Source organism: Chloroflexus sp., from assembly GCF_034434295.1.
Lineage (GTDB): Bacteria > Chloroflexota > Chloroflexia > Chloroflexales > Chloroflexaceae > Chloroflexus.
Genome location: NZ_DAOTZQ010000103.1, coordinates 14,428 through 38,701, shown reverse-complemented (window position 1 = coordinate 38,701; position 24,274 = coordinate 14,428). Strand labels below are relative to the sequence as shown.

19 protein-coding genes are annotated in these 24,274 nt (G+C 53.8%); 11 read left to right on the top strand and 8 right to left on the bottom strand.

All coding sequences use genetic code 11. The annotated features are described in order from the left end of the window. Nucleotides 1-56: 56 nt before the first annotated feature. From VAE57_RS14680 to VAE57_RS14665, 4 genes are all read right to left on the bottom strand, one after another. Entirely contained in the window at nucleotides 57-290 is a 234-nt protein-coding gene (locus tag VAE57_RS14680) for a hypothetical protein (RefSeq protein WP_322822614.1), read from the bottom strand. A 47-nt stretch (nucleotides 291-337) separates the two neighbouring features. Continuing rightward, a complete protein-coding gene (locus tag VAE57_RS14675) occupies nucleotides 338-643 on the bottom strand; it encodes a hypothetical protein (protein ID WP_322822613.1) in 306 nt (101 codons plus the stop codon). Between the two features lie 57 nt (nucleotides 644-700). Continuing rightward, entirely contained in the window at nucleotides 701-1,690 is a 990-nt protein-coding gene (locus VAE57_RS14670) for a hypothetical protein (RefSeq protein ID WP_322822612.1), read from the bottom strand. 584 nt (nucleotides 1,691-2,274) lie between these two features. Next, complete coding sequence (locus VAE57_RS14665) at nucleotides 2,275-3,297, bottom strand: NYN domain-containing protein (RefSeq protein ID WP_322822611.1); 1,023 nt, start codon at nucleotides 3,295-3,297, stop codon at nucleotides 2,275-2,277. 1,122 nt (nucleotides 3,298-4,419) lie between these two features. Here VAE57_RS14665 and VAE57_RS14660 point away from each other — a divergent pair. Together VAE57_RS14660 and VAE57_RS14655 are read left to right on the top strand one after the other, a co-directional pair. Continuing rightward, nucleotides 4,420-4,707, top strand: a complete 288-nt coding sequence (locus VAE57_RS14660; protein WP_322822610.1) for a hypothetical protein — start codon at nucleotides 4,420-4,422, stop codon at nucleotides 4,705-4,707. Nucleotides 4,708-4,861: 154 nt separating this feature from the next. After that, nucleotides 4,862-5,125 (top strand): hypothetical protein, encoded by a 264-nt coding sequence (locus VAE57_RS14655; protein ID WP_322822609.1) that lies wholly within the window; start codon nucleotides 4,862-4,864, stop codon nucleotides 5,123-5,125. A 337-nt stretch (nucleotides 5,126-5,462) separates the two neighbouring features. Here the strand turns inward: VAE57_RS14655 and VAE57_RS14650 are convergent, their stop codons facing one another. Both VAE57_RS14650 and VAE57_RS14645 read right to left on the bottom strand, forming a co-directional pair. Further along, on the bottom strand, nucleotides 5,463-7,073 hold the full coding sequence (locus tag VAE57_RS14650) for an SH3 domain-containing protein (RefSeq protein ID WP_322822608.1): 1,611 nt from the start codon (nucleotides 7,071-7,073) through the stop codon (nucleotides 5,463-5,465). A 764-nt stretch (nucleotides 7,074-7,837) separates the two neighbouring features. Continuing rightward, nucleotides 7,838-10,840, bottom strand: a complete 3,003-nt coding sequence (locus VAE57_RS14645; RefSeq protein ID WP_322822607.1) for a GAF domain-containing protein — start codon at nucleotides 10,838-10,840, stop codon at nucleotides 7,838-7,840. A 162-nt stretch (nucleotides 10,841-11,002) separates the two neighbouring features. Here VAE57_RS14645 and VAE57_RS14640 point away from each other — a divergent pair, with 162 nt between their 5' ends. Beyond that, nucleotides 11,003-11,383, top strand: coding sequence for a single-stranded DNA-binding protein (locus VAE57_RS14640; RefSeq protein ID WP_322822606.1), 381 nt, complete (start codon nucleotides 11,003-11,005; stop codon nucleotides 11,381-11,383). A 524-nt stretch (nucleotides 11,384-11,907) separates the two neighbouring features. Here VAE57_RS14640 and VAE57_RS14635 read toward each other — a convergent pair. Continuing rightward, the gene (locus VAE57_RS14635; protein ID WP_322822605.1) at nucleotides 11,908-13,191 is read right to left on the bottom strand and encodes an MFS transporter; all 1,284 of its coding nucleotides are present in this window, start codon (nucleotides 13,189-13,191) and stop codon (nucleotides 11,908-11,910) included. Nucleotides 13,192-13,497: 306 nt separating this feature from the next. Between VAE57_RS14635 and VAE57_RS14630 the strand changes: the two genes are divergently transcribed. From VAE57_RS14630 to hepT, 8 genes are all read left to right on the top strand, one after another. Next, the gene (locus VAE57_RS14630) at nucleotides 13,498-14,208 is read left to right on the top strand and encodes a DnaD domain protein (protein WP_322822604.1); all 711 of its coding nucleotides are present in this window, start codon (nucleotides 13,498-13,500) and stop codon (nucleotides 14,206-14,208) included. 46 nt (nucleotides 14,209-14,254) lie between these two features. Continuing rightward, nucleotides 14,255-14,944, top strand: a complete 690-nt coding sequence (locus tag VAE57_RS14625) for an ATP-binding protein (protein ID WP_416208464.1) — start codon at nucleotides 14,255-14,257, stop codon at nucleotides 14,942-14,944. 89 nt (nucleotides 14,945-15,033) lie between these two features. Further along, on the top strand, nucleotides 15,034-15,963 hold the full coding sequence (gene argF, locus VAE57_RS14620; RefSeq protein WP_322822602.1) for an ornithine carbamoyltransferase: 930 nt from the start codon (nucleotides 15,034-15,036) through the stop codon (nucleotides 15,961-15,963). 25 nt (nucleotides 15,964-15,988) lie between these two features. Further along, complete coding sequence (locus VAE57_RS14615) at nucleotides 15,989-19,261, top strand: tetratricopeptide repeat protein (protein ID WP_322822601.1); 3,273 nt, start codon at nucleotides 15,989-15,991, stop codon at nucleotides 19,259-19,261. A gap of 2 nt (nucleotides 19,262-19,263) precedes the next feature. After that, the gene (gene cdaA, locus VAE57_RS14610; RefSeq protein WP_322822600.1) at nucleotides 19,264-20,094 is read left to right on the top strand and encodes a diadenylate cyclase CdaA; all 831 of its coding nucleotides are present in this window, start codon (nucleotides 19,264-19,266) and stop codon (nucleotides 20,092-20,094) included. Next, nucleotides 20,091-21,419, top strand: a complete 1,329-nt coding sequence (locus VAE57_RS14605; RefSeq protein WP_322822599.1) for a YbbR-like domain-containing protein — start codon at nucleotides 20,091-20,093, stop codon at nucleotides 21,417-21,419. The genes cdaA and VAE57_RS14605 overlap by 4 nt, the downstream gene beginning before the upstream one ends. Before the next feature lie 375 nt (nucleotides 21,420-21,794). Then, nucleotides 21,795-22,214 (top strand): type VII toxin-antitoxin system MntA family adenylyltransferase antitoxin, encoded by a 420-nt coding sequence (gene mntA, locus VAE57_RS14600; protein WP_322822598.1) that lies wholly within the window; start codon nucleotides 21,795-21,797, stop codon nucleotides 22,212-22,214. Continuing rightward, nucleotides 22,211-22,612 carry a type VII toxin-antitoxin system HepT family RNase toxin gene (gene hepT, locus VAE57_RS14595; RefSeq protein ID WP_322822597.1) on the top strand — a complete coding sequence of 134 codons (402 nt, stop codon included), beginning with the start codon at nucleotides 22,211-22,213 and terminating at the stop codon, nucleotides 22,610-22,612. The genes mntA and hepT overlap by 4 nt, the downstream gene beginning before the upstream one ends. A 417-nt stretch (nucleotides 22,613-23,029) precedes the next feature. Here the strand turns inward: hepT and VAE57_RS14590 are convergent, their stop codons facing one another. Further along, nucleotides 23,030-24,169 (bottom strand): hypothetical protein, encoded by a 1,140-nt coding sequence (locus tag VAE57_RS14590; RefSeq protein ID WP_322822596.1) that lies wholly within the window; start codon nucleotides 24,167-24,169, stop codon nucleotides 23,030-23,032. Nucleotides 24,170-24,274 lie beyond the last annotated feature (105 nt).

Sequence of the window (24,274 nt, the reverse complement as noted above, 5' to 3'; positions counted from 1 at the left end):
AGAGTCATTCCCGCCCTAGCGGGGGCGGGGCAGGTCGCAATACATGCGATAACGTCCTAAATCAACGTTCGCGCCACCCCCAGCTCCGGCATCACTTCTTCAAACAGATCAAACATCGCGGCAACAATGTCTTTAGCGGGTTTCTGGTCAACCGACTCGACACGGTAGAGGTCTTTCAATTGTGCAAACAGCGCTGCCAGATGCTGCTTCTGTGAGTCACCGGACATGACCTGAAGCGCAGCAGTGAGAGCTAATGCGCCGGTATTGCATCCCCAAAGCCCTATCTTCACGTGCTTTGGTCGGGATTTGAAAACCTTTGTGCAAGGATTGTTGCCTATCAACGGTTTTCCGAGTAGAGGATCGCCTGTATTACCCACACCTGTTTCGGCAAACAGACGTTCATCAACTGGAATGTACTCAGGTAATCAGCAGGCATTGTCAATGTAACACCCGAAAAATTATTCTTTAGCCACAGCAGCAACCTGATCGCCTCGGTAAACTTGCCCTGCTTGATTTTCCGGGCAATCAGATCGAGTACGACAGGCATCATAACGACCGGATAATCATCGGCGACTGCGCAGACCTCTGTCTTCTGCGCACATGCATTGGTATACGTGTGTAATGCCAGCAATCTGGCAATCAAATCGCGTAACCCCGCGTTTTGCCCGGAAACTGCCGACAGTATCGAGATTGCTGGAGCCTAGTCATAGGGCTGATCGAGAAAGATATGTTTCAGAGCAGCCATATACGCATGATTCTGCTCTGAGAAACCGCCCCTGGTAGACAAGATGAAACATACAGGCTTACCGGTAATCTTGTTGCTGGTGAGGTCGTCACTTCCAATGCCGCCCGCATATGCTAACGGGTACGGCTCCCAGGTAGCAGTATACGGGTTGTAAGACTGGGTCTGCCCATCTTTGAAACTTACAATCGTATACGTATTCGTATCCAGTATCTTCAACGCCAGGCTAAGTACCTTTTCCAGATCGAGATCCACGATTGTCAGCGAATTCGGCACAGCATTAATCGTATTGAGAAACGACAATGCCATCTCGGCGATCTTCCCGGCTCCCAGCAACACGAGGTGATTGTGGGGAGTGTCTATCACCTGCTGGATGTGCTTTTGAAAGGCGCCTGTCTGACGGAACCTGAAATCCTGGAAGCTGCTCCGACTCAGACTCAGGGTTAACAATGACACGGCAGCAGCTACCGTGGGTGCATGACCATTGGTGATCAGCCTGACTGTTGAGACGATCCGACCATGTTCATCATATTCAAACCCATGCAATGGACACGTGTTGAGATCGAATTGTTTTGCTCGCAGCAGCGCCGTCATCATATCAATCGCTATTTGGGTTAGCACGTCAAGCTCGGCTGCCGGCAGCATGCCGCCAAAGGCAATCACCCTGATGTCACTGCGTAAGAAGAGAAGTAATGAGCGTACTGCGAGGTTGAATCGCTCTTCTAGGCTGGTTCTTCTTCCGAAGGGATAATGTATAATATCTATCACTATCTCGTCAAAATCGCTACTATTTTTCAATTTTAACACCTGTCTGACTAATGGAACAACTTGGTTTGTACATACGACGGGATTGAGAAGTTGACTACTAATTCGTCTGAAGTACTCTTCTTTTAATAATGGAACAACTATATCGATTGCATAGGAATGGATGATAACCTGTAAAACCAAAAAATCTTCCCAATAATTGGATTAACCCTTGATCAAATAATGAGAACAACTTTCTGATATATGAATTGAATATTGGTGAGTAAGCACTTAACTGCCCAGGCGATGCGCCGTGAACGGCCCAGACACCTCGCAATTGCTTTGAAGTTTGCGTCAATGATCTATTGGAAATTGGTATGTGTAATGCACGTTTTAGAATATCAATGAGAAGTGGGTTTTCATTATCTTTGCAGACTCGGTCTGCCCATGCTTCTACCATGCTCTGCCATTCCGAAGACGTACTATTCTGGTAAAGTTTCTTAATCTTCTCTATGTAGCCCGATGATCTTTCGTAACTATTATCAAAAATTTATCAAGACTAAAAAGCGATGTAAAATTACTGTACTCGACTGGATTATTAAACCCTTCCACCTTTTCTACTACTATTGTTTGCTAAATCTCTGAAAATTCACCAGATACATCAGACGGTTTACTATCAGATCGATTTCGTATCATTTTCGATATAAACGAAAAAACACCATCCATAACTCCCTCCTCACTCAACGCCCCTGACATTCACATTGACATCTTCCAGGTGGGCTTGAATTTCACCGGATGTTGTGCTGCCTGACCGTCGGACGGAAGCGTACTTCAAGCTGACCGCTACTCTGCAAGCGCGTTTCAAATATCTGTACACTGCTACTGATTGCCAGCACCAGTTTGGACAGACTGGCGTGCCCAAAGTGATTTGGGCGAAATGTGGGATCGAGCTTTCTGATTTCCTGACCAACAACTGCTACACTCACCCAGCCCTGGCTATCACGCCTGGTAATTTGTTCCATTGCTCTGGCAAGCAATGGAACGGCATCATATAGTGGTCGGGTTGCACCATTCGTCATAGTTACAGTCTCCCGCGTGCCCAATAGGGGATTGGCGGCAGGAATACTGTCAGATGTCATCTGTGCATCGCTGGTGGCCGCTGATGGCATAGCTGGATGGGGGTTTACCTCTGCGGGAGCCTGCCCGCCGGCTGCGTGCGCAGGCATCGAATCTGGTCTTGCTGTATCACCTGCTGTGTCCGTTACTCCGCTTATCAGAGGTGGCGACGGTGGTGTGAAACCGGTGTTTTGCCGTGCCTCTGCAAACGAAATAAACCGACTACACGCATCCCTGAGCGCCTCTGCGGTGTGTTCGCTGCCAATCACAATCACCTCTTTACCAGCTTTGCGCAGGCGCTTCACCAGCGGTACATAGTCGCTGTCACCGGTTACGAGGCAAAACCGATCAATCTGTTCGCCGTAAAGCAGATCCATAGCATCCACCACCAACAGAATGTCGGTGGCATTCTTGTTTGTAGCAACTCGTTCGTGATGAACAGGCTGTAAGCCATAACGCGCTACCGGTTCAATCCACGCCTGATTGGCAGGCCGTGACCAGTTAGCATACACTCGTTGCACGACAAGATGGCCCTGGCGTCGGGCAATCTCCAGGGCAACGTTTGCCTGAACCGCAGGATAATTTTCACCATCGATCAGTAATGCTGTACGGGGAAGCTGAGTGATACGTGCAGATGCACGCAAGACGTTTGAAAAGAGCGATTGTGCCTGTATCTGTGGCACGATTCGACGCATCAATCGTTGTAATCTGTTTATGAAAGATAACAACATGATGTTTTACTGCACATTGCATAGTAATCTGTGTGTAGTGTAGAAGAAAGCTATTACCACGGCATTACCATAGAGCTGCTTCCCTGCCGCGAGAGCCTGTAGCAAATCTTGATGTGCATCATACAGATTGTCGTATCCGTGTTTGAGTACTCTGGGCATACCACCGGTGAATGCGGTAGTTCGTTACAGGTGAAAAAATTGGTTCACGTGCAGCCGTGCGTGGAGTGCGCGGGTGATGAGAGGTGAGTGGGTGACGGTGGTGTCGCGTTCAGGCGTGTGCTGCGCCCCGCTCCCGCTAGGGTTATGCATTACACATAACTGGTGTCAACCACGTGCGTATCAGCGAGTATGATTGCCATAGGTGCTGTTGTGGGCGACTGGCCTGGTGACAGTGCGCCGCTCCAGTCGTGCCAACACGTGCTGGATGGATTGCCGTACCCGCTCGTCATGCGCGTGTCGTGCGGTTTGGAGTGCGGCAGCCATGCTGCCGCGCCAGCCGTACACACGATCCAGCGCATGGTACATCGTTACCCATCCTGGTCACGGGGGTGCTGGATGGGATCGTGCCGATCATCGAGTCGGTCAGGCATGAATGAGCTACCTGCGCGTAGACGTATTGTTGCACCAGGTTCGTGCCTGTACACCAACGGTCACGGCCAGCACCTGACGGCGGTGGAGAGGATGTCTCCACGCAGGCTGGAAGCCTGCGCCACGGAGAGCGCTTGCAGCCCGGCCTAATGCAGCGTGACATGTGGGTAATGTATAGCCCGCCAGGGGCGGGAACACCGGTACCGGCGGTTCCCGCTGTCGTGCGCCGGTTTGGGGTGCGATACCACGCAAGTCGCAGGGACAGTGGGCTGTGTCAGGTGGTAAGCAAGTCGGAGGCTCGCACTCCCAGGGGATGCGAGCTTGTGCGTATCAGAATTGAGCGCTTAAGGGAGCAGCGTGAGGGTGACGGTCGATGGTGTGCCATGACGTTTATCATCTACCTGCGAACGTATCGGCTCATTCCTTTGCTTCATGCCAGCCGGTGCTAATTCAGGTATACTGAATATATTCCACCAATACTCAAACCCGGAGTTTCCTATGGCACAACCACCGCGCAGCGATGGCCCGGATATGGGCAATCATCTGACCTATTGGAGCATTATCGGTATTACGCTTCTCCTCTGCTTTGCCTGGCTGCTGACTGGGAGCCTGGTTCTGACCTTGCTGATCATTTTGCTCGGCCTGCTCCATCTGGCGCAGTTCTTCCCTGCCGCCGAAGCTATCGTGCGCGCCGATCCCATTCTGTCGGTTATTCGCCGCTTTTCGCTATTGCTTGTCATCGTGATCACGGTTATCGCGCTAATTATTCGCCAAATACGGTTGTGAAATTTAGACATTTTGCACAAATAATGTACCGCTTTAATTGTTGAAATCATCCAAAGCTTCTGCTATGATGCGAGCAGACAGCCATCGAGTGATGGCTCCATCAGTCTCAAAGGAGAGCTGATCGGGGTTGCAACGCAGCAGCGCGGAGGAAGCGATGGAAGTGCAGGGATTTTTGCTCGGATTGATCGGGTGGGCTGCCACAGCGGTACTGGCGCTTGGCGCTCGCCGTCTGTCTCCAATTGAACAGCGGGCCGTGATCGTCTGTAGCTGGCTGGTCTGGATGATTCCCGGCTTTGGGGCATTCGTGCGTATGGGAGTGCTGACAATTGATACCGCAGCACTTCTTGTCGGATTGTCAACGATCATCCTCGCCGCGCTGCTGCTCATCGGCGCTCGTGGCCGGACGCGCGCTCGTTAAACGAAAGCCCAGTGTGACGAGTCTAATGTAACGCTGACCTGTTCGTAGATTGCAGTAGGGGTACGGCATGCCGTGCCCCTACCTCGCTAGCACATCATCATGCTGGTAGCAACTACAAATACGGAGAGCGGCGTTTCTGCTGCACACACTGTGGTATAACGCGCCGGCATGGATATGGTTTCAGGCCGGATTATCCATAACCCATGGTTTGGCGTGCGGATGCCACAAGCTCGCGCCACCGCACGTACTGGCAGCGTGGGTAGCGCATACATGAAACTGGAAGGGCAGGCTGTCAGCCTACCCTTCCAGCGAGCACACCATCTCAGTTGCACCTGATTTAGCGGTACGGACGAATTGCACCGGCAAAGCGGCTCGTCCAGTAGGATCCCCAAATACTCGAAATCTGCACACCGTAAGCTGGTGTCATAGCGTGTACCATCTGGCCATTGCCAATGTAGATGGCAACGTGGGTAATGCCGCGCCGACCACCGGTGTTAGCGAAGAACATCAGATCGCCGGGTGCGAGATTGCTCATGCTACCGATCATTGCCCCGTAACGAGTGCTAAACTGAGAAGCAGCACTACGCGGCAAGTTGACCCCAAACTGCCGGTAAACATACGATGTTAGACCACTGCAATCGAAACCGGTACGTGGGCTGGCACCACCCCAGACGTAGCGATACCCCACGAACTGTACTGCATAGCTGGCTACATCACCACTGGCAGGAATATTAACTGGTCCACTGTTGGCCAGGCGATTACGGTTGGGAAGCACCGGGATGTCATTGGTGTACGGAACCCGACGGGCAGCCATCGGCGTCACGCCTAATAGCTCGGCATAAATCCACGCTTTGGTGCCATTGGTCAGCTCAACCCGGTACCAGTCCTTGTGACGGGCAAGCAGCTTTACTTCCGTCCCGGCATTGACTGCACCGATCCGCTCGTAGGCTGAACCGGGGCCTTTCCGCAAATTGACCGAGTTCTCAAGAACCGAACCCACAAGTGGCGGGTTAGGATCGGGGATGCTTGCTGCCACCGGAACTCGTTCTACAACGCCAGAGGCAATGCTAAGGAATTCAGAGGTCACCCATCCGAACAAACCGTCGGTCTCAACCAGGAACCAGCCATTGAATTGCTCAACAAGGTTCAACTCTTGCCCAGCGGTGAGGCGTTTCATGCTGACATAGTTCGTACCGGGGCCATCACGGAGATTAAGACCGTCTTCGCGAACCGTTGCAACCCGTGGTGGTGGGGGCGGAGGAATATCCGCTTCAGCCACTGGCTTCAAGTTGTAGAAGACTGCTTCGGGCAAATCAACCAGTTCGGCAGCAATCCAGCGGAGTGAGGGGTCATCGGCGGTGCGGAACCGCAGCCATTCGCCATAGCGTCCAACGACCTCAATGGTTGCTCCGTTCGAGAGGCGTGCAATATCGTCATACGCGAGGCCAGGGCCAGTGCGGACTTTGGCAGTGTCGGCAATCACAGTTGCCGGCACGATCAGCGGTGCCGTCATCTCACTACGTGAGAGAATGGTTAACGGCACCGGTAATGCCTCGTCGGTATCGAGCGGTGGATCGCCCACTACTTCTCCGGAACGAGTTGAGTCAAGATTCAGGGGGCCTGGGATATATATCGGCACTGCACCCTCAATCTCGCCTGTTGGAATTGTAGGGGTGGTGACGACGGGCTTCATCGGTCGGAGTGGTAATTGCCCTAACAGCAGGGCGACCGGTAAGAGGAGAGTTACCACCGAGTGGAGAAGATACCGAGAGGGAAGTTGGCGAAGCCTGCGTTGTAGTTCTAGCGCAGAGCGGGCGAATTCAGCGATTGTAGCAAACGGTCGCGATTGTCGTAAGTATCTACTTCGATGATGAACTGCTCGTTCACGCAAACGTTGCAGTTCAAGGGGAAGTAGATCACCAGAGCGATCGTGATGTAGCTCAATCATGGAGCGTCTTTCCTCTTTCTCGCTGCTAACCACCGGCATAAAGGCTTATGCCAATACCACACACTTGGTGGCGCCGGAGGTCGGCAGGGTAGGAAGCGAAGCCGACGTAGGGGTTGATGTCAGGTTGTTATCAGTTCAGCTTCAGCTTCTTGCCAGCGTTCACACTGTGTTGTCGTTCAAGAGTCATATCACAGCGTAGCGTCGCAAAAGTAGAGAAATAGTAATATACTTTTCGTCATTTGTCAATAGTCGGCGGCGATTGCACGACTTTTCTTCTTTGTAGTGCCTGATCTGTCCAACAGGTGTACATTTGGTTCGTGTTTGACTGTTAAATGTTTTGATATAAAAAATGACGCTTTGCGGCAAATGGGCGTTACCGGTTATTCATGGCAGCGCGTTAAACACAAGGAACTTTTGTCTAAGAAACTATCGATGAATCTGATAATGTTTATCAGTCTGTCGCACAAACGTGACGCAAGATGGTGTGCTATCAAATCTGGTGTAATGTGAGGTTACGACACACTATCCACAGTTCATCTGATAGCGTACCTGAGCGCGGAAGGGTGTAACCAACGCTCCCGTACTGCGACGATCTACAAAGCGCTCGCTGGTGGCGCTTCAGTACGACTATCAACCTGAATGGGTTTTATTGCCGGTGATCTCGGAAGTCGTACCTGTGTACCGTGTGTCATGTTTGCGATATTGCAATTGGCTCGCACAAATCACCCGGTAGCGGGAAGATGATTGTAGAAGGTAGAGGTGACTCACCGTCTATCCGACAGTACGCTGGCGAGTAGGTCCCGGACTTGTTGAATAGTAAACGGTTTCGCCAGTATCGCATCAATTCCCCGCTCACGTGCCTCGTCAGGATCAATCTGTTCGCTCCAACCGGTAACCAAGACCACACGGGCTGCCGGATCAACTCGACGCACCTGCGCGGCTACTTCCCAGCCCGACATACCCGGCATACCGAGATCGGTACAGACCAGGTGATACCGTCCGGCCACGAATTGGCTAAGAGCAGTTTCACCTGAGTCTGCGCTGTCTACCTGATGGCCAAGGCGTTGCAGCATGCGCACTAATACGTTACGCACGGCGTCCTCATCATCGATAACCAGGATATTGAGCGATGGTACCTCGGGATACTTTGGTTGTGCTACTTCACTTTGTGGAGGTGTGCCAATCGGTAGCAAGATGCGAAAGCAGGCCCCTGCGCCAGGTGCACTCTCAAGATCAATCCGTCCTCGGTGTTGCTGCACAACACTGCGGACAATGGCCAGCCCCAGCCCGGTACCGCGTGTCCCCTTGGTCGAGAAGAAGGGTGCAAAGATTTGTTCTTGAATAGACGGATCAATCCCAACCCCTGTATCAATGACTTCCAGTAGCACGGCTGCCTCGCCGAGGCGTTGTGGTGGGGCGAGAGCGGTGCGGAGGGTGAGGGTGCCACCTTCTGGCATTGCGTCAAGAGCGTTGAGGATGAGATTGATAACCAGTTCACGCAGGGCAGGTGCATCGCCTATGATTGCTGGCAATGGTGTCAGATCGGTGCGGATGGTAATCACAACTCCACGACTCTGGGCCTCATCGCGCCAAAGCGGTCTGGTAAGAGCTAAACTCTCTTCGACGATCTGATTCACATTCACCGCACTGTTCGGTGTCGAACGACTGCTTTGTGCAAAGCCTTGCAACCGTCTGACCGTTGCAGTACCATCGAGTGCGGCCAGCTCTATCGCCCGCAACCCTTCTTCAAGTCCGGGGTCGTGGTTTTCGGCCAGCAATAACTGTACATGACCCAGGATGCTCGCCAACAGGTTGTTAAAGTCATGAGCGACACCACTCGATAGTTCACCAAGGGCACGCAATCGATCCCGCTCGACCAACTGATCGTGCACCCGCTGCAATTCGGCGTCGTGACGCAGATTGGCAATGGTTACACCTATCAGATGAGCCATCGCCATCACCAGCTCCAGATCGCCCTGGCTGAAGATACCTTTGACTGCGCTTTCAATGATGATCACCCCAAACACACGCTCATCAACCAGGATGGGAACAACCATCTCGGCAGCAGTCGCCGGTAGGCTGGGATGACTGATGTATCGCTCATCACGAGCTACATCATTCGCAATGGCCGGTTTGGCGTGGCTGATCACCCAACCGCTAATGCCGATATTGATTGGTGTGGGCGGAAAGGTTTGGGGGTCTTTTCGGAGATGACCGACCGCTGATCGTATCACCAGTCGATCATCTTCGATAACGCCGATTAAGACCTGATAATAACCGAACGATTGGTGAAGCAGTCGTGCAGCTTCATCGAGCAGACGATCAACCTCACGGAGCGTACCAATGCGCACACTGAACTGTTGCAGTACCTGAAACTGACGCACTCGCTCTTGGGCTTCGCGGAGCAGGCGCACATTATTGATCACAACTGCCACCTGCTCGCCAAACATCTGCGCCGTCGCCACATCCTCTGCTGTAAACGCATTGGGTGTCCACTTGTCAATTGTCAGGACACCAATCGTCGTCTGATCAACCCGCAGCGGTACCCCGATCCACGAACGAATGATGTCGCTATCAGGAACTTTCTGCCAGTTCGGGAGCTGTTGAACGTCAGGCTCATAGATAGCTGTGCCCAAACGGCGCAAGTCGTTGATTAACGACCCCGCACCGGCAAAGAGGGTCACCTGATCGAAGGAGCTGCGCAGACCGCGTTGTGCAAGCAAACGAACATACTCTTCGTCGTGTACGACAAAGATACCAGCCGAGTCGAAATTGATAAAGCGGTGTAGCTCTGCCAGAATGTGATCGAGAACGCTCACCTGATCGATGTGCGCATTAGTCAACGCCACCAAGTGACTTAGCGCTTCAGCACGAGCATGCGAGCGTTGTTCATACGCCCGCTGGCGGGCGTACATGATCTGGCCTGCAGCAAACGCCAGCAAATCGGCATCACTCTGTGTCCAGTAATGCCCCGGTTGATCGACAACCAGCCAGGCCGGTAGGCCATCGAGGCGTAAATCGACGATCAATGCCCTTTCACGTCGCCAACGGGCAAAATCACTTGCCGAAATCGGAGTGCCGGTATGATCAAACATTGTGCCGCTGGCGATAGTCGTTATCAGGCGCGGTGTCGTACCAAGTACAGTCGTCAGCTCCTGTAGTATCCTGGTTTCGGCATCATTGGTTGCTACACTGGCTGCCAGAATTCGTTCGCGGGCAGTAGCCCGTCGCAAAGCCTGTGCCGTGTTAGCGTTGTCGATAGCAATCGCTGCCTGATCGGCAAAGATCGAGATGGTTTCAATAAGCTCCTGGTTGAATGGTGTCGACAGCTCAAACCGGGACAGGCTCAACGCACCAAAACAATGCTCACGAACGATTAGCGGAATGGCGAGAATCACTGCCGGATGGCGATCAAGTTGCTGGACGTAGCGCGGATCACTGGCTGGATTGACGAGTTGCAGGGCCTGGCGATTGGCGACCACCCAACCGGCGACCCCTTCACTCCTCCGCAATCGTAAGCTGCGAGCATGCTCTTCAACCCCCAACGTGGCCGCACTGCTCAGCCACTCACCACGTTCATCAAGAAGCCAGATCGACACAACATCGGCACCGGTCAGTTCACGAGTAGCAACCAATACTCGCTGCAAGACATCAGCCAGATTGAGCGACGAGAGCACCGTTTTACTGAGCGCGAGAATCGCCGCAATCGGTGATGTGATGCCGGAGGCTCCGGTAGATGGGTTGGGTGAATCGAGCCCGTGTGTCATGACTTTCATTATACTCCCTGATTATTCGTTCTGACACTTTTTTGATACCTTTTATCAAAAATGGGTAAAAATTCCCGTGTCACTTTTGGGCACTTATTACGGTTTATTACATGACAACAGAAATACGACCGGTGCAATGCTGAAAGCAGAAAGGAGTGGGTGATGCGCAGCTTTCGTGGTACGGTGAATCGGGTCGAGCTGATCGGACGATTGGGAGCCGATCCAGAGGTGCGGCAGGTGGGTAATGGCGTCTCGTTTTGTCGGTTCAATCTGGCTACCAATCGTCCGGGCGGGACGGATGAACAAGGGAAGCGGCAGAGTGAAACCGAATGGACAACGGTGGAAGCGTGGGAGAGGCTGGCGGAGGTGTGTGGTAACTATTTACAGAAGGGGCGTCGGGTTATGGTGATGGGCAGCCTGCGCACTGATAGCTGGCAGGACAAAGAGAGCGGGCAAACCCGTTCACGGACATACGTTCGCGCTGACGAGATCATCTTTCTTGATGGTGGGAACAACCGCCACGAGAGTGAGGAGGAGGAATAGGATGCACAGATAATGACAACCACTATTGCTATGCCGGAGACATAGCATACCGGTCTGGTCGTGGTGTATTTGGGGGTGAAGGGAGCGGGTTGACTGCCCGCTCCTCGATATTCAGAGAGTTGTGTCTTATCGTCTTTTCTTTTCGCTGCGCGTACAACAGCGGGTTGACTGCCCGCTCCTTAATATTCAGAGAGAAATATTTGATCTAGTGCAATGTTTGCCTCATCAGGACGCTCTGGTACAGGTCTCTGTAATCCCACCTCATCTATACGTGAGCAAGGAGAGATCACAAGCCTGCATTTGTACTTCCTGATATGGCAGAAGTTATGTTATCTCGCGTATTCTGTCTGCCCTTGAACTGCACAGGGAGCTGCCCGGTGGTATGTTGCCGGCATGAAACGCATCCGTCATGTCTCACCCCATCCAGGCTGCAACCTTCACGACAGGCTCCCGGCAAGGATGTGAATGTGCCTTGTCCGGGCCTGCTCGCTCGTGATCGGTGGTGCTCAGCCGCAGGAAGCTTACTACTCAACCTGCACCATCGTCTCGGTGGTAACGGTGGTAACAGCCGGCTGTGGTGTAGCGGTAAACCGATTACGTAACGTACCATACAACACCACCAGTGAAGTTACCAGCAAACCGGCGCCGATCAGGTAGGGAGCACTCTGACTAACCAGGTCGAATAACATCCCGGCCAGCAACGGCCCAGCCACCATCATCAAACTGTTGTAGGATTGCACACCACCCAGCGTTGCGCCCTGCTCGTGGGCCGACACCGACTGTGATACCAGACTCGTCAGAGATGGGGTAACCATACCGCTACCGAGAGCCACCAGACCAATAGCCGGGAAGAGCATCCATCCAGTAGTAGCCAGACCAGTAGCCGCGAAGCCAGTTGCCATCAGGCTCAAACCAGCTACAGTTAGGCGGGCTTCCCCGAAGCGGGCAACCAGCTTCCTGATCAAAAATCCTTGCACTACGACTGCAATCAGACCGATAAATGCGAACACAAACGCATTTTGCTGCGGACTGAAACCAAAACGTTCATCGCTATAGACTGGAAAATTGCTTTGCAGTCCAGCAAAGGCCAGATTGAACAGGACGCTACCGAGAATGAATGGCTGGACACGCTGATCACCGGCGACGGCCAGCAACCGCTTGATGGGATTGAGATCACGGACGTGCGACTGAACTCGCTTTGCCGGTGGCAGCGACTCAGGCAGACGGAAGAAGCCGAAGGTCGCATTGGCGAAGCTGAGCGCTGCTGCAAAGAGGGCTGGGGCATACAAACTGACATTAGCCAGCAACCCGCCCAGAGCCGGGCCAAGCATAAAACCAAGACCGAAGGCGGCACCAATCATTCCCAAACCACGAGCACGCTCGTTTGGTGGTGTGACGTCGGCAATATAAGCCTGAGCTGTACTGATGCTGGCACCAGTGATTCCAGCGGCAATGCGGGCCAGAAACAACAACCCGATCACCGTCTCAACGCCGAGAAATGTTAACTGTTCGGCCAGAGCAAAGACCAGATAGCTCAACCCGGCGCCAACCAGGCTCAGGAGTAGTACCGGCCGGCGGCCAAATCGATCACCGAGCGCACCCAGAACTGGGGCGAAGAGAAATTGCATCAGCGCATACGAAGCGATTAACGCTCCGACGACAAACGCTCGGTTTTCAGCCAGCCACGGCCATGTCGATTGTTCAACAATTTTGACATATTCTGGCAGCAACGGTAAGACAATACCGATGCCGAGCAAATCAATGAAGATAGTCAGAAAGATAAAGACAAGCGGCGAGCGTGATTTCATAATCTCAGTTCTCCATCTATCGAAGTAAATCGCAAGTCGAACAATTCACTGTACAAATGATATGACAATTCATAGCTTTTGTCAATACTTTGCACAGATTTTGTCACGTTTCTGTGCACGAGCGAGATATGGTACCATGGATCAAAATGTGCTTGCATAAGCCGCAGAGCCAACCCGGCTTGTACGATGCCCAGGATCCGCGTTGCACGGACAAAACGGACTCTCTTGCGTCATATCAGATGCTTGCATAAGGTGTATCATGGGGAGAGGAACAGATTCACCGGTCGCATCCGGCGGTGAGAAGGTATGACTTTCAGTGGCTTTACAACTGAACGACTAACCGGCATCCCGCCGGAGTTTTTCACCGAGATATTGCCGGCTATTACGAAGCCGAGCGAAATCAAAGTGACGCTGCATCTCTTCTACCGCATCAGTCGCCTGCGTAGCCGACCACGGCGGCTCAGTTGGGATGATCTCCTCAATGACGATCTGCTTAGGCGCTCGTTGCAGTCGCTCAGTTCATTGCGCTCGTTCGAGGAGTTGCTCGATGAAGGACTGACAGCAGCTGTGCGCCGGGGCACCGTTTTACATCTGGTAGAACCACGCGATGGCCGGGTACGGAACTGGTATCTCATCAATACACCGGCCAACCGGGCCTGGGTAGAGCAAGTCGGAGTGAGTGGGTTCGTTCCTCCAGCCGGTGAGGCGATTGGCGAGCGACCGGGTTTAATAGAATTGTACGAACAAAATATTGGACTGGTAACACCATTATTGCTTGAGGAATTGCGTGAGGCCATTGCCCGCTATCCCGCCGAATGGCTCGAAGATGCCATTCGCGAGGCAGTACGGGCGAATGTACGTTCGTGGCGTTATATTCAGCGTATGCTGGAGAGGTGGGCCGCCAATGGACGAGAACCTGCGTCGTATCAGACCGGACGACCTATCGATATTGAAAAATATACCAGCGGACAACTCGGACACCTCTTCCGCCGCGGAAGTGACGAGAGCGATCTCTGAAGAGGTGTGTCCAATCTGTCGAGGTGTTGGCTACTACACGCTGGCCGTGCCGTATGGTGATCCCAATTTTGGTGTTCTGATCACCTGTCGTTGCAAACAGGCCGAGAAAGAACGCCGACGCTACGAAGAACTGGAGCGACTCTCAAACCTGGCACCGCTGCGTGATAAGACATTTGCCACCTTTGACCGTACCGTACCCGGCGTCCAGCGGGCATTTGCCCGTGCCTATGAGTATGCGCAAAACCCCCAGGGCTGGCTGGTTCTGTTTGGCGGGTATGGATGCGGAAAAACTCATCTTGCTGCAGCCATTGCCAATGAAGCTCTTGATCGTCATACGTCGGTGCTTTTTACCGTTGTGCCCGATCTGCTCGATCACCTTCGCTCAACCTTCGGCCCTAATTCTGAGACGGCCTACGATGAACGGTTTGAACTGGTACGCGATGTACCATTGCTGATCCTTGACGATCTGGGCACCGAAAATACGACCCCCTGGGCCAGGGAAAAACTTTACCAGATCATGAACCATCGGTATAATTATGCTCTACCGACGGTGATCACCAGTAATCGTGACCCGAAGGATATCGATCCGCGCATTCTTTCCCGGATGTACGATACCGCTATCTGTCGGGAACGGATTATCATCGAAGCAGGAGACTATCGCCGTCTGAGTCTTGAACAGCGGTATCATTCGCGCCGACGCCGGGGCGACAGCGCTCGCGCCAGGACTCAGGAATGAACTGAGTGAAATACATGCTGAGGCGCATCCAATCCTGTCGGCGTTTGCCAGACCTGCCTGTGCCTGAATAGTAAAGAAAGAATATTGCCATGACATTACGACATTTTCTCTCCGCAGCCGACCTTAACCGTACTGAGGCGGAAGCCCTGCTTGACCGGGCTGCAATGCTTAAAGCGGCCTGGCGCACCGGCCAGGTTAATGATAGGCCCTTGTTAGGCCAGACACTCGCTCTCGTCTTTGAGAAGCCGTCGCTGCGGACACGGGTGGCCTTTGAAGCTGGTATGACCCAACTCGGTGGACATCCTTCCTACCTCTCGGCAAATGACATTGACATGGGCGGGCGCGAGAGTGTGCCTGATGTTGCGCGCAATTTAAGTCGCTGGGTGGCAATTATCGCGGCACGGGTGTTCAAACATGCTACGGTTGAGACCTTGTCTCGCTATGCGACAGTACCGGTTATTAATGCCCTCTCGGATCGTGAACATCCATGCCAGGCTCTGGCCGATATGCTAACGCTCCGTGAACGTTTTGGACGATTACAGGGGCTCACCCTGGCGTATGTTGGTGATGGAAATAATGTTTGTCACTCGTTGATGTTGTTGGGTGCAACGCTGGGCCTCAACCTGCGTATTGGGTGTCCACCCGATTACCGACCGGCACCCGACATTATCGAATTAACGGAACGACTGGCCCAGGAACACGACGCCACGCTTACCATTACAGCTTCACCGGTCGAAGCGGTTAGCGGAGCTGATGCAGTGTATACTGATGTCTGGGCATCGATGGGGCAGGAGCACGAGGCTGCACGTCGTCGTCCGGTCTTTACACCGTATCAGGTAAACACAGCGCTTATGGCCCATGCGGCACCACACGCACTGGCGATGCACTGCTTACCGGCGCATCGTGGTGAGGAAGTAACGGCTGAGGTTATCGACGGGCCGCAATCTGTTGTATTTGAGCAGGCAGAGAATCGACTCCACGTTCAAAAGGCGCTCATTTTGTTCTTGTTGGAGAAGTAGCGCTGATAGCATGCGGAAAGACGCTATGGCAGGCAACCGGGCAATCTTTGATCGCGCAATGGAGCAGTGTCGGGACGCTTCGGCACAGGGTCGTTGGGAAGACTCGTTACGGGCAGCGGTACGGGCATTGCAAGAGTTTCCACAAGATCTCGAAGCACGCACCGCAGCAGCCGTCGCACTCTTTCAGACGAACCGGTTTGATAAGGCGTTGCAGGCATTTCGCGACCTGTACGAAACCGACCGCACCAACGCATTTTTTCTCAGCTACATTGCTCAATGTTATCAGCGGCAAGGTGACGTTGCGGCGGCGGCTGATGCTTACCGGGCGTTAGCCGATCTCCACAGTGCGCAGGGTCGCTCGCTACAGGCTGCCGAGTCATTGCGTGAACTGCTCGCCCTTCAACCGGAACTTGATGATCAACGCCGTCGGTTGGCGCAGCTTTACGAAGATATTGGTGCACTCCCCGAAGCTGCCGATACCCATCTGGAACTGGCTCAGCGCCTGATTGCCCAGGGTGATCTGGCCGCAGCGTTACAAGAGGTCGAATGGGCGCTCCGCCTGATGCCCAATCAACGTGCCGCCCGTGACCTTGCTGCCCGGTTGCGTGAACAGATCGGTGCACAACCGGTGGCATCGGTTGCCATGCGTGGCACGAGCGGATTACGTCCGTCACTCCCAACCGGTGCCCTTCGTGGTTCGGCGTCGCAACCCGAACATCTCGTTGCCGAGGCGATGGCATGTCAGCAAGCCGGTGATGAGGAACGGGCGGTGGAACTCTACGAACAGGCTCTTCAGGCTGGCCTCGAACGAGCGGATGTGCTCTATTCACTCGGCTTACTCTACCAGTCGCAGGGTAATCTCAAAGCGGCGGTGGGTGTGCTGACCCGTGCAGCCGGCGATCCCGAATATGCACTCTCTGCCCACTTCGCATTGGGACAGGTCTATCGTGATCTTGGGCAATTGCCCCAGGCTGCGCAAGAGTTCGAGCTAACGATTAGCCTGGTTGATCTTGAGACTATCGGTAAAGCGGAGGCCGATGATCTCATTGCGATGTACGAGAGTGCGGCAACGGTTTACGAGCAAATTGGTGATCTTGCCCGGGCTTCAACCCTCTACGGCACGCTGGCCGATTTTCTGGCAAGTAAGCGGTGGGGGCGTGATCGGGCAGCCGAATTCAAGAACCGGGCGAAAGAGCTGGCCGACCGCAATATGTTTGCCAAGTTGCGTACCATCGGGACAGGTGTCTTGCAGCCGCAGCCGGTACCGGCTGAACCCGAGCCTCCTGTTTCTGATACGGATACCGGGCGATGGGGCAAGATTCGACCGATTACTGACTTTCTCCGTTCAGGGAGTATCCCGAACAACGATCAGGCACCAGCAATCGAGCCGGTGGTCATCGAACAGTTGCCACTGCTCGAACGAATGAGCGCACCAACGGCACTGGCAACGCCTGAATTTCCACCACCAACCCCGCTCGATCCCACCGGCCTTGATGAGGTGACAGCCGGCTGGCTCGAACTGAGTGGAACCTATCTCACCCAGGGCTTGCTCGACGCGGCGCTCGACGCATGTCTGGAGGTCATCCATCATAACGTTGAATATCTCCCGATCCATCTACGGATGGGTGAAATCTATGAACGGCAGGGCCGCCCAGAAGAGGCGCTTGCCAAGTATCAACTTCTGATCGAGACGTACCGTGTGCGTGGTGAGGCAGAAAAAGCGATTGACGTCTACTTTCGCTTTATCGAATTATCGCCCGACACGGTCAATGCGCGCTCGAAGCTGGCCGAGTTATTGAAGCAAACCGGACGCATTGACGAGGCGGTTGAGCAGTTGCTTCAGGTGGCGAACACCTATTTTCGGCTTGGCCAGACCAATAAAGCGCTGGAAGAGTTTCGGCGTTTGCTGCAATTGGCACCAAAACATCGCGATGTGCACGCACAGTACGGTCTGGCCCTGCTTAAACTCGAACGGTTTGAAGCGGCTCTCGACGAGTTTCGGCAGGCGCTTGAATTGGGTTCTCCCGATAACCCTGTCGCACTGGCACGGTTGAACATCACGCTGGCGTTGATGGGTGAGCAACCTGCTGTCATTTGGGACTCGCTGGCAACAGTGCTGGCCCAATTGAAAAAACAGCCAGGCGAGTTTGCCGCTGTGCAGGCAGAGTATCGCGCTGCCTTCTTGATTGAGGATCGCGCACTGCTGCACTACATGCTGGCAATTATTCAACAACAGCACGAACAACATAATATGGCCTTACTTGAGCTGGATCAGGTACAAGCCTTACTGGCGAGTGAACCTGATCCGATGCTCCCGCTGGCACTGGTGTATCAGGCAACTGCCGATAGTTACATTGCGCTTGGGAAGGCAGAGGAAGCCCTTGAACAACTCCGCCGCGGTCAGGCTGTTGCTGACCAGACGTCCCCCAACCCAACGCTACGCCATCCTTTTGCAATCCCGCCTTCACGCGCCGATCTGGTGCGACGAATGGCTGAAGCGTATGCGGTAAGTGACGATCTGGTCGGTGCTGAGCAGGCGCTGGTAGAGGCGAAGCGATTACTGCCTTACGACCGTGCGATTTATACCAAGCTAGCTGAAGTCTATTTCCGGCAGGGAAAACTGGCCAAGGCACTTGCGCAGCTCGATGAAATGGCAACCTATTATGAGAAACGGCAACAGCTTGATCGGGCGATTGAAATGCTCGAATATGCGGTACGGCTGGCGCCAAACCATATCGGTATGGGTAATCGCCTGGCTCGTATGCAATTGCGCCGTGGTTATCTCGATCAAGGACTGGCCGGTCTGGTACGGGTGAGTGAATTACAAAAGCGGGCCGGTCAACTAAAAGATGCAGTCGCCTCGTTGCAGGAAGTTGCCCAGACCTACTGGATGCTCAGCGATCACGAGCGGGCGCGGGAGATGTATGATCGGATCGTTCAGATCGCGCCGAACGACGTTGACGCCCGCCAATGGCTGGCACTCATGCACACGCTGGCCCGTCGCACTAAAGAGGCTATCAGCGAAAAGAAGCAGATTGCCCGTATCTTTGCCCAACAACGCGATTACGATAATGCTATCGCTGAACTTCATCAGATCATTGGGCTTGATCAACAAGACCTGGAAGCCTACTACATGCTCTACGATATGCTGATGCGGCGCGAAGAATACGGTCAGGCCAGCCAGCTCTGCCGGCGAATGCTAAAGATGCCGGGAATTGAAACGGAACGGGTAGAAGCTATGTTAAGTGCCGCCAATCGTATGCTAGAGCAACGTAAGTCGGCGCCGCCACAGAGTTAACAATGATAGAGCTTGAGCGTCTTTGGACGCGGTTAAATCCGCTTACCTCACCATTCGCGCTGATCGACATTTTCATTGTTACAGCCTTCTTTTACTGGCTGTTGGGCATTGTGCGCGGCACACGCGCTGTCCAGTTGCTGCGCGGGGTGGGTATTTTGCTGGCCATCGCTTTTCTGATGCCTGCTATCGCCAGTGATCGGCTTACGCTCATCACCTGGTTGATCGTGAATGTCATCTCACCGGCTTTGATCGTTGCTATTCCCGTTCTTTTCCAGCCAGAGTTGCGACGGGCGCTGGAGAGCCTCGGTCGGTCGAGCGACCTCTTTGGGCGCCCGTTTGGTGGTGCCAATCGCTCTGAGCTGTTGGAGACGATTACAGTGATCAGTCGTGCAGCAGCCCAGCTTTCACAGCAGGGGGTTGGGGCACTGATAGTGATTGAACGCCGCACCCAGTTGCAGGAATTTGCTGACCGTGGCGTTATTCTCGACTCCCGTATTTCGACGCCGCTTTTGCTCAATATTTTCTTTCCTAACTCACCGTTGCACGATATGGCTGTGATCATTCGCGGGAATCGAATTCTGGCAGCTAATGTTGTGCTACCGCTTAGCGAAGATATTTCCGGGCCACGACGGTACGGTACACGCCATCGTGCGGCCAAAGGGATTACCGAGCAGACTGATGCGCTGGCCGTCGTGGTTTCAGAAGAGACTGGTGCTATCTCACTCGTCAGTGATGGCCGTATGGTGAGCTATTTAACCGAGACACGGCTGCGGACAATGCTGGCCGATCTCATGCAGGTGCCGCTTGAGAAAGAAGCGAAGAGGGCGGCATGAATGGTGTTCGTTCAATCGTGTTGCGGGTGTTCCTGGCCTTTGGTCTGAGCTTTGCCCTCTGGTCGTTTGTTTCTTTCAGCGAAAATCCTGAAGAGACGGCCCGTTTTGAGGACCTCACGCTCCAGATCGTTGGCCTGGCTGACGATCTGGTGATCGTTGATGCGAATGGTTTGCCGACAACCTCGTTTCCACTGATTGACGTCACCCTCCGCACCGATCGCCGACAGCGCTCGGAGTTGCGTCCGGTTGACATCCGGGTTGTTGCCGATCTGAGTAATCTTGGTCCCGGCGATCACCTGGTGCCGATCAATGTTCAACCAACGCGCAGCAATCTCTCGTTTAGTGTGCCGGCGGGAGGGATCGAACCGTCTGCAGTTAGCATACGTATCGAGTCTGTAGAAACTGTGACTGTTCCCATTCGCCTTGAAATCGTCGGTTCGCCACCGTTTAGTTTCGAGCGTGGTGATCCAGAGATACGCTACAACGGGAATCTGATCGAAACCGTAACGGTGAGTGGTCCGCAGAGTCGGGTCGTGCGGGTGACGGGGGTGCGGACTGTGGCCAATATCGCGCAACTCCGTGCATCGTATGTCGCCCCGTTGAACCTGACACCGGTTGACAATAATAATCAGCCGGTTGAAGGGGTGCAGGTGCAACCGGCAACGGTGACTGTCGTTATCCCGATTAATCCGGTCGTTGGTCTGCGGCTGGTGCCGGTTTCACCGATCATCATCGGCACACCGGCGCCGGGGTTTGCCGTCACCGATATCAAGGTTGATCCACCATTGATCACGCTTACCGGTAGTTCTGGCCCACTTGACGCGATCAATCTGTTACAGACAGAAGCTATCGATATCGCTAACGCTCGCGAGACGGTGGTACGCATTGTGCCGTTAATCATCCCAACCGGTACTTCGCCGGCCCAGGGCGAGTCGAACGCTGTGCGGGTAACGGTCGAGATCACGCCAATTACCTTGCCATTCCAGATCCGCTTACCGGTAGAGGTTGTGATTGACGGTTTGGAAAGCGGTTTCCTTGTAACCGTATCACCAACGGCTGTTGAGATAACCTTCGCCGGTACCAGTACTCAACTAAATGCTCTGGCGGCGACGCCGCTGGAAGCTACCATTAACGTAAGCGGACTTGCTCCTGGTACCTATCAGTTCCCCGTCCAACCCCTGCTGCCTGCTGGAGTCAGCATCGTGGGTGAAGCGCCGACCGTGACAGTGGTGATTATCCCGGAGCCGACGCCAACCCCGACCCCATTACCCTCTCCCGAACCGTCACCGGAAATCGAGCTAACGCCAACCCCGGACGGTGGCTAGGCTATCAGGGCAATCTATCAGTCGTCAGAACCCGATGTTGCATCGAGGGTGGATGCAATACTTCTGCACCGGTTCATCTCTGTGGCTGGAGTGATAGGTTACGGGGAGCCGGCCACTTCGCGCTACCAGATGTAGACCGGCACCGCCCGACAGACCAGGCTTCCAGCGTAGCAATTGCCACAGTTGTGGAGAAGCGCTATACTGAACACACCGTAGATGCCTGGGGAATGCGCCGGTATTGGCGGATAACGATGGAGCAAAGCGCCGGTAACTATCGCCAGTTGTTGTGCTAAACACGTTTAGAGCATCTACGAAGCGGAGAACCTGTTCGCTTCTCGCGCACAGTGGTTATTCAGTATAGAACAGTCTGAGACAATGACGCAATTGGAACAAGCACGTGCTTTGCTGGAAGCCCATGATTCAATCGTTTTCGCTATGCTCTTCGGTTCGCTGGCGAGAAATACAGCGCACCCCCGGAGCGATGCAGATATTGGCATCTACGTTACCCGTCCCTGGTCACTCCTGGAAACAGGAAAACTCGCCGCTTCCCTGGAGACAGCGCTCGGTCGAACCGTTGATCTGTGTGTGCTAAACGTGGCGCTTGAGCGTAATCCCCTACTCGCCTACCGGGTTATTGCCGAGGGGAAACTGTTGTTTTGTCGAGACCCTGACATCTTTGCTGATGTTAAGGCCAGGATTATCTTGCACTATCTGGATACATCCTTTCTACGGACGATGTCGATGAATGCCTTTCGCGAGCGTCTGGAGAGCGGGCAGTTCGGCAAAGGGGGATGATCGTGTTAGAGCGATTACAGCGGCTGGAAACCACTGTGCGCGAGCTTCAGCGTTTTGCGCAAACGTATTCTCTCGCCGATGTGCGACAGAACACACATCTGGAGTGGGCACTGCGGTATGGTTTTCTGGAAGCTATTCAGATGGTGATTGATATAAGTTGCCAGATTGTTAGCCGGCATAACCTGGGAGTTCCCACCACATATGCTGAATGTATAGACCTTCTGCACCGTGTCGGCTATGTTGATCATCATCTGGCTGATACACTGCGTGGTATGGTCGGATTACGCAATATTCTGGTGCATGAATACATTTCTGTTGACCTTGAGCAACTGTATGAATTACTTCATCGAGTAAGTAATTTTCAACAGTTTGCCGAACAGATTAAAAATTATGGATAAGTAGAGCTTATTTCATAAAAAGCTATGCCGTCGTGCTTCCAGACGGTTGCACAGGCTCACGAACGCTTGCTAATCGCCAACGACCGCATATCCTGCTCCCAATCTATCGGTATGGTAGCGAGGAGGGCGAGCGATCATCTTCGGTGCCCTTACGTGCTGAAATGGGTTGCCTTACACGCTCGTCATACACATGTCGCGGCGTGTGGCGTGCGGCAGCTATGCTGCCACACGCCAAACCCTGCACCACGCGCATGACAGGCGAGTAAGGCACGCCATCCAACGAGTGATGGTCCTGACAATGGTTGTCAGTCCTCCGCGCTGCTATGCCGGTAGCCTGAGCGCAGGATATGGTATCGATGGTCGGTTCGCACGACAGTACAGCTTTTATGAAATAAGTTCGAGTGTACTCGTGAATGTTCAGTGGCCTGGCGACTCGCGATACTGCACCCTGGTTTCGTCATTCGCTACCGTCACCCGCTGCTGACGGGCAACGAGTACACTCCCCGCCGTGATCAACAGAAATACCACAATACTCACCGCATTCAACATCCCACCCCAGCGTCGTAGATCGACCACCATCAGCAGATCACCAAACACACGTAGTACCAGCGAGAGGTGCAATAATCCCAGTGGTAGATAACTCCAGTTGCTAAAGCGCAACGGCACCTTCAACAGAGCGGGAATGATGATCGGAGCATGCCCAAAAATCATCGCAAAGACAAAACCGACAAAGACGCTGTGTAGGATAGCGTCGTAAAGAAAGCCACCATAGACACCGCCGACAATCACCATCAGCAGACCGCCAATTGCCAGCCATGCACTGCCTGAGAGCATACAGGTCGCGCTGAAGCGGGGTAATCCAGGCCGGCGAATCGTCCGCCGTCCGATGTCATAAGTTAACAACCACAACCCACTACCCAGCAGGCCGAGGCCAGCAATGTGTGAACCATTGACATAATCGAACAACGCCCATAGCAGACCTAACCAGAGCAACCCAACACTCAGACTAAAGCTCCAGAACGCCTGAACCGGCAACTGGCGCAGCCGCCCCAGCTCCAGCCGTTCACCGAAGATGGTCAGGGTCAGAAAGCCGATCCACCAGAGTGAGGGCAGCGCTAAAGGTTTGCCACTAAGCCAGAGCAGGTTACCGCCGAACCACGCCAGCCCACCGAGCGCCATCGTAATCAGGAAACGAGCCGGTTGGCGCTTGAGCAGAGTGGCAAAGATGATGAGCAGGCCAAAACTGCCACTACTGATAAGTAATGCACCGAGGGTAGTCGGCAATCCCAGCAGCAATCCCAAGCCGCCGATGAGGGTCAGCAGTGGCCCGGCAAAAGCCCAGGGGCGTCCAATCGCTACAGCCCGTTCCAGCCCAATGACTGTACCGAGCAGACCGCCAACGAAAAGCTGACCATGGAGCGCAACCAGCGCGATGGATGAGAAGGGTAAAGCCCAGCCGATCCGTAATAAGCCTGCCCAGAGTGCACTCACCAACATCACCATGACGCTGGCGGCGAATCCTACCCGTAACCCAAAAGCATACTTTGATATGTTCATGGCGTATCTCCCCATTGCTATGAACCATGTTTGTATTACCAACACTCCGGCTTGTCTCTATGGTTCGAGCGAGTTTCCTCGTGCTCCAGCATAGGATGCAGCGCC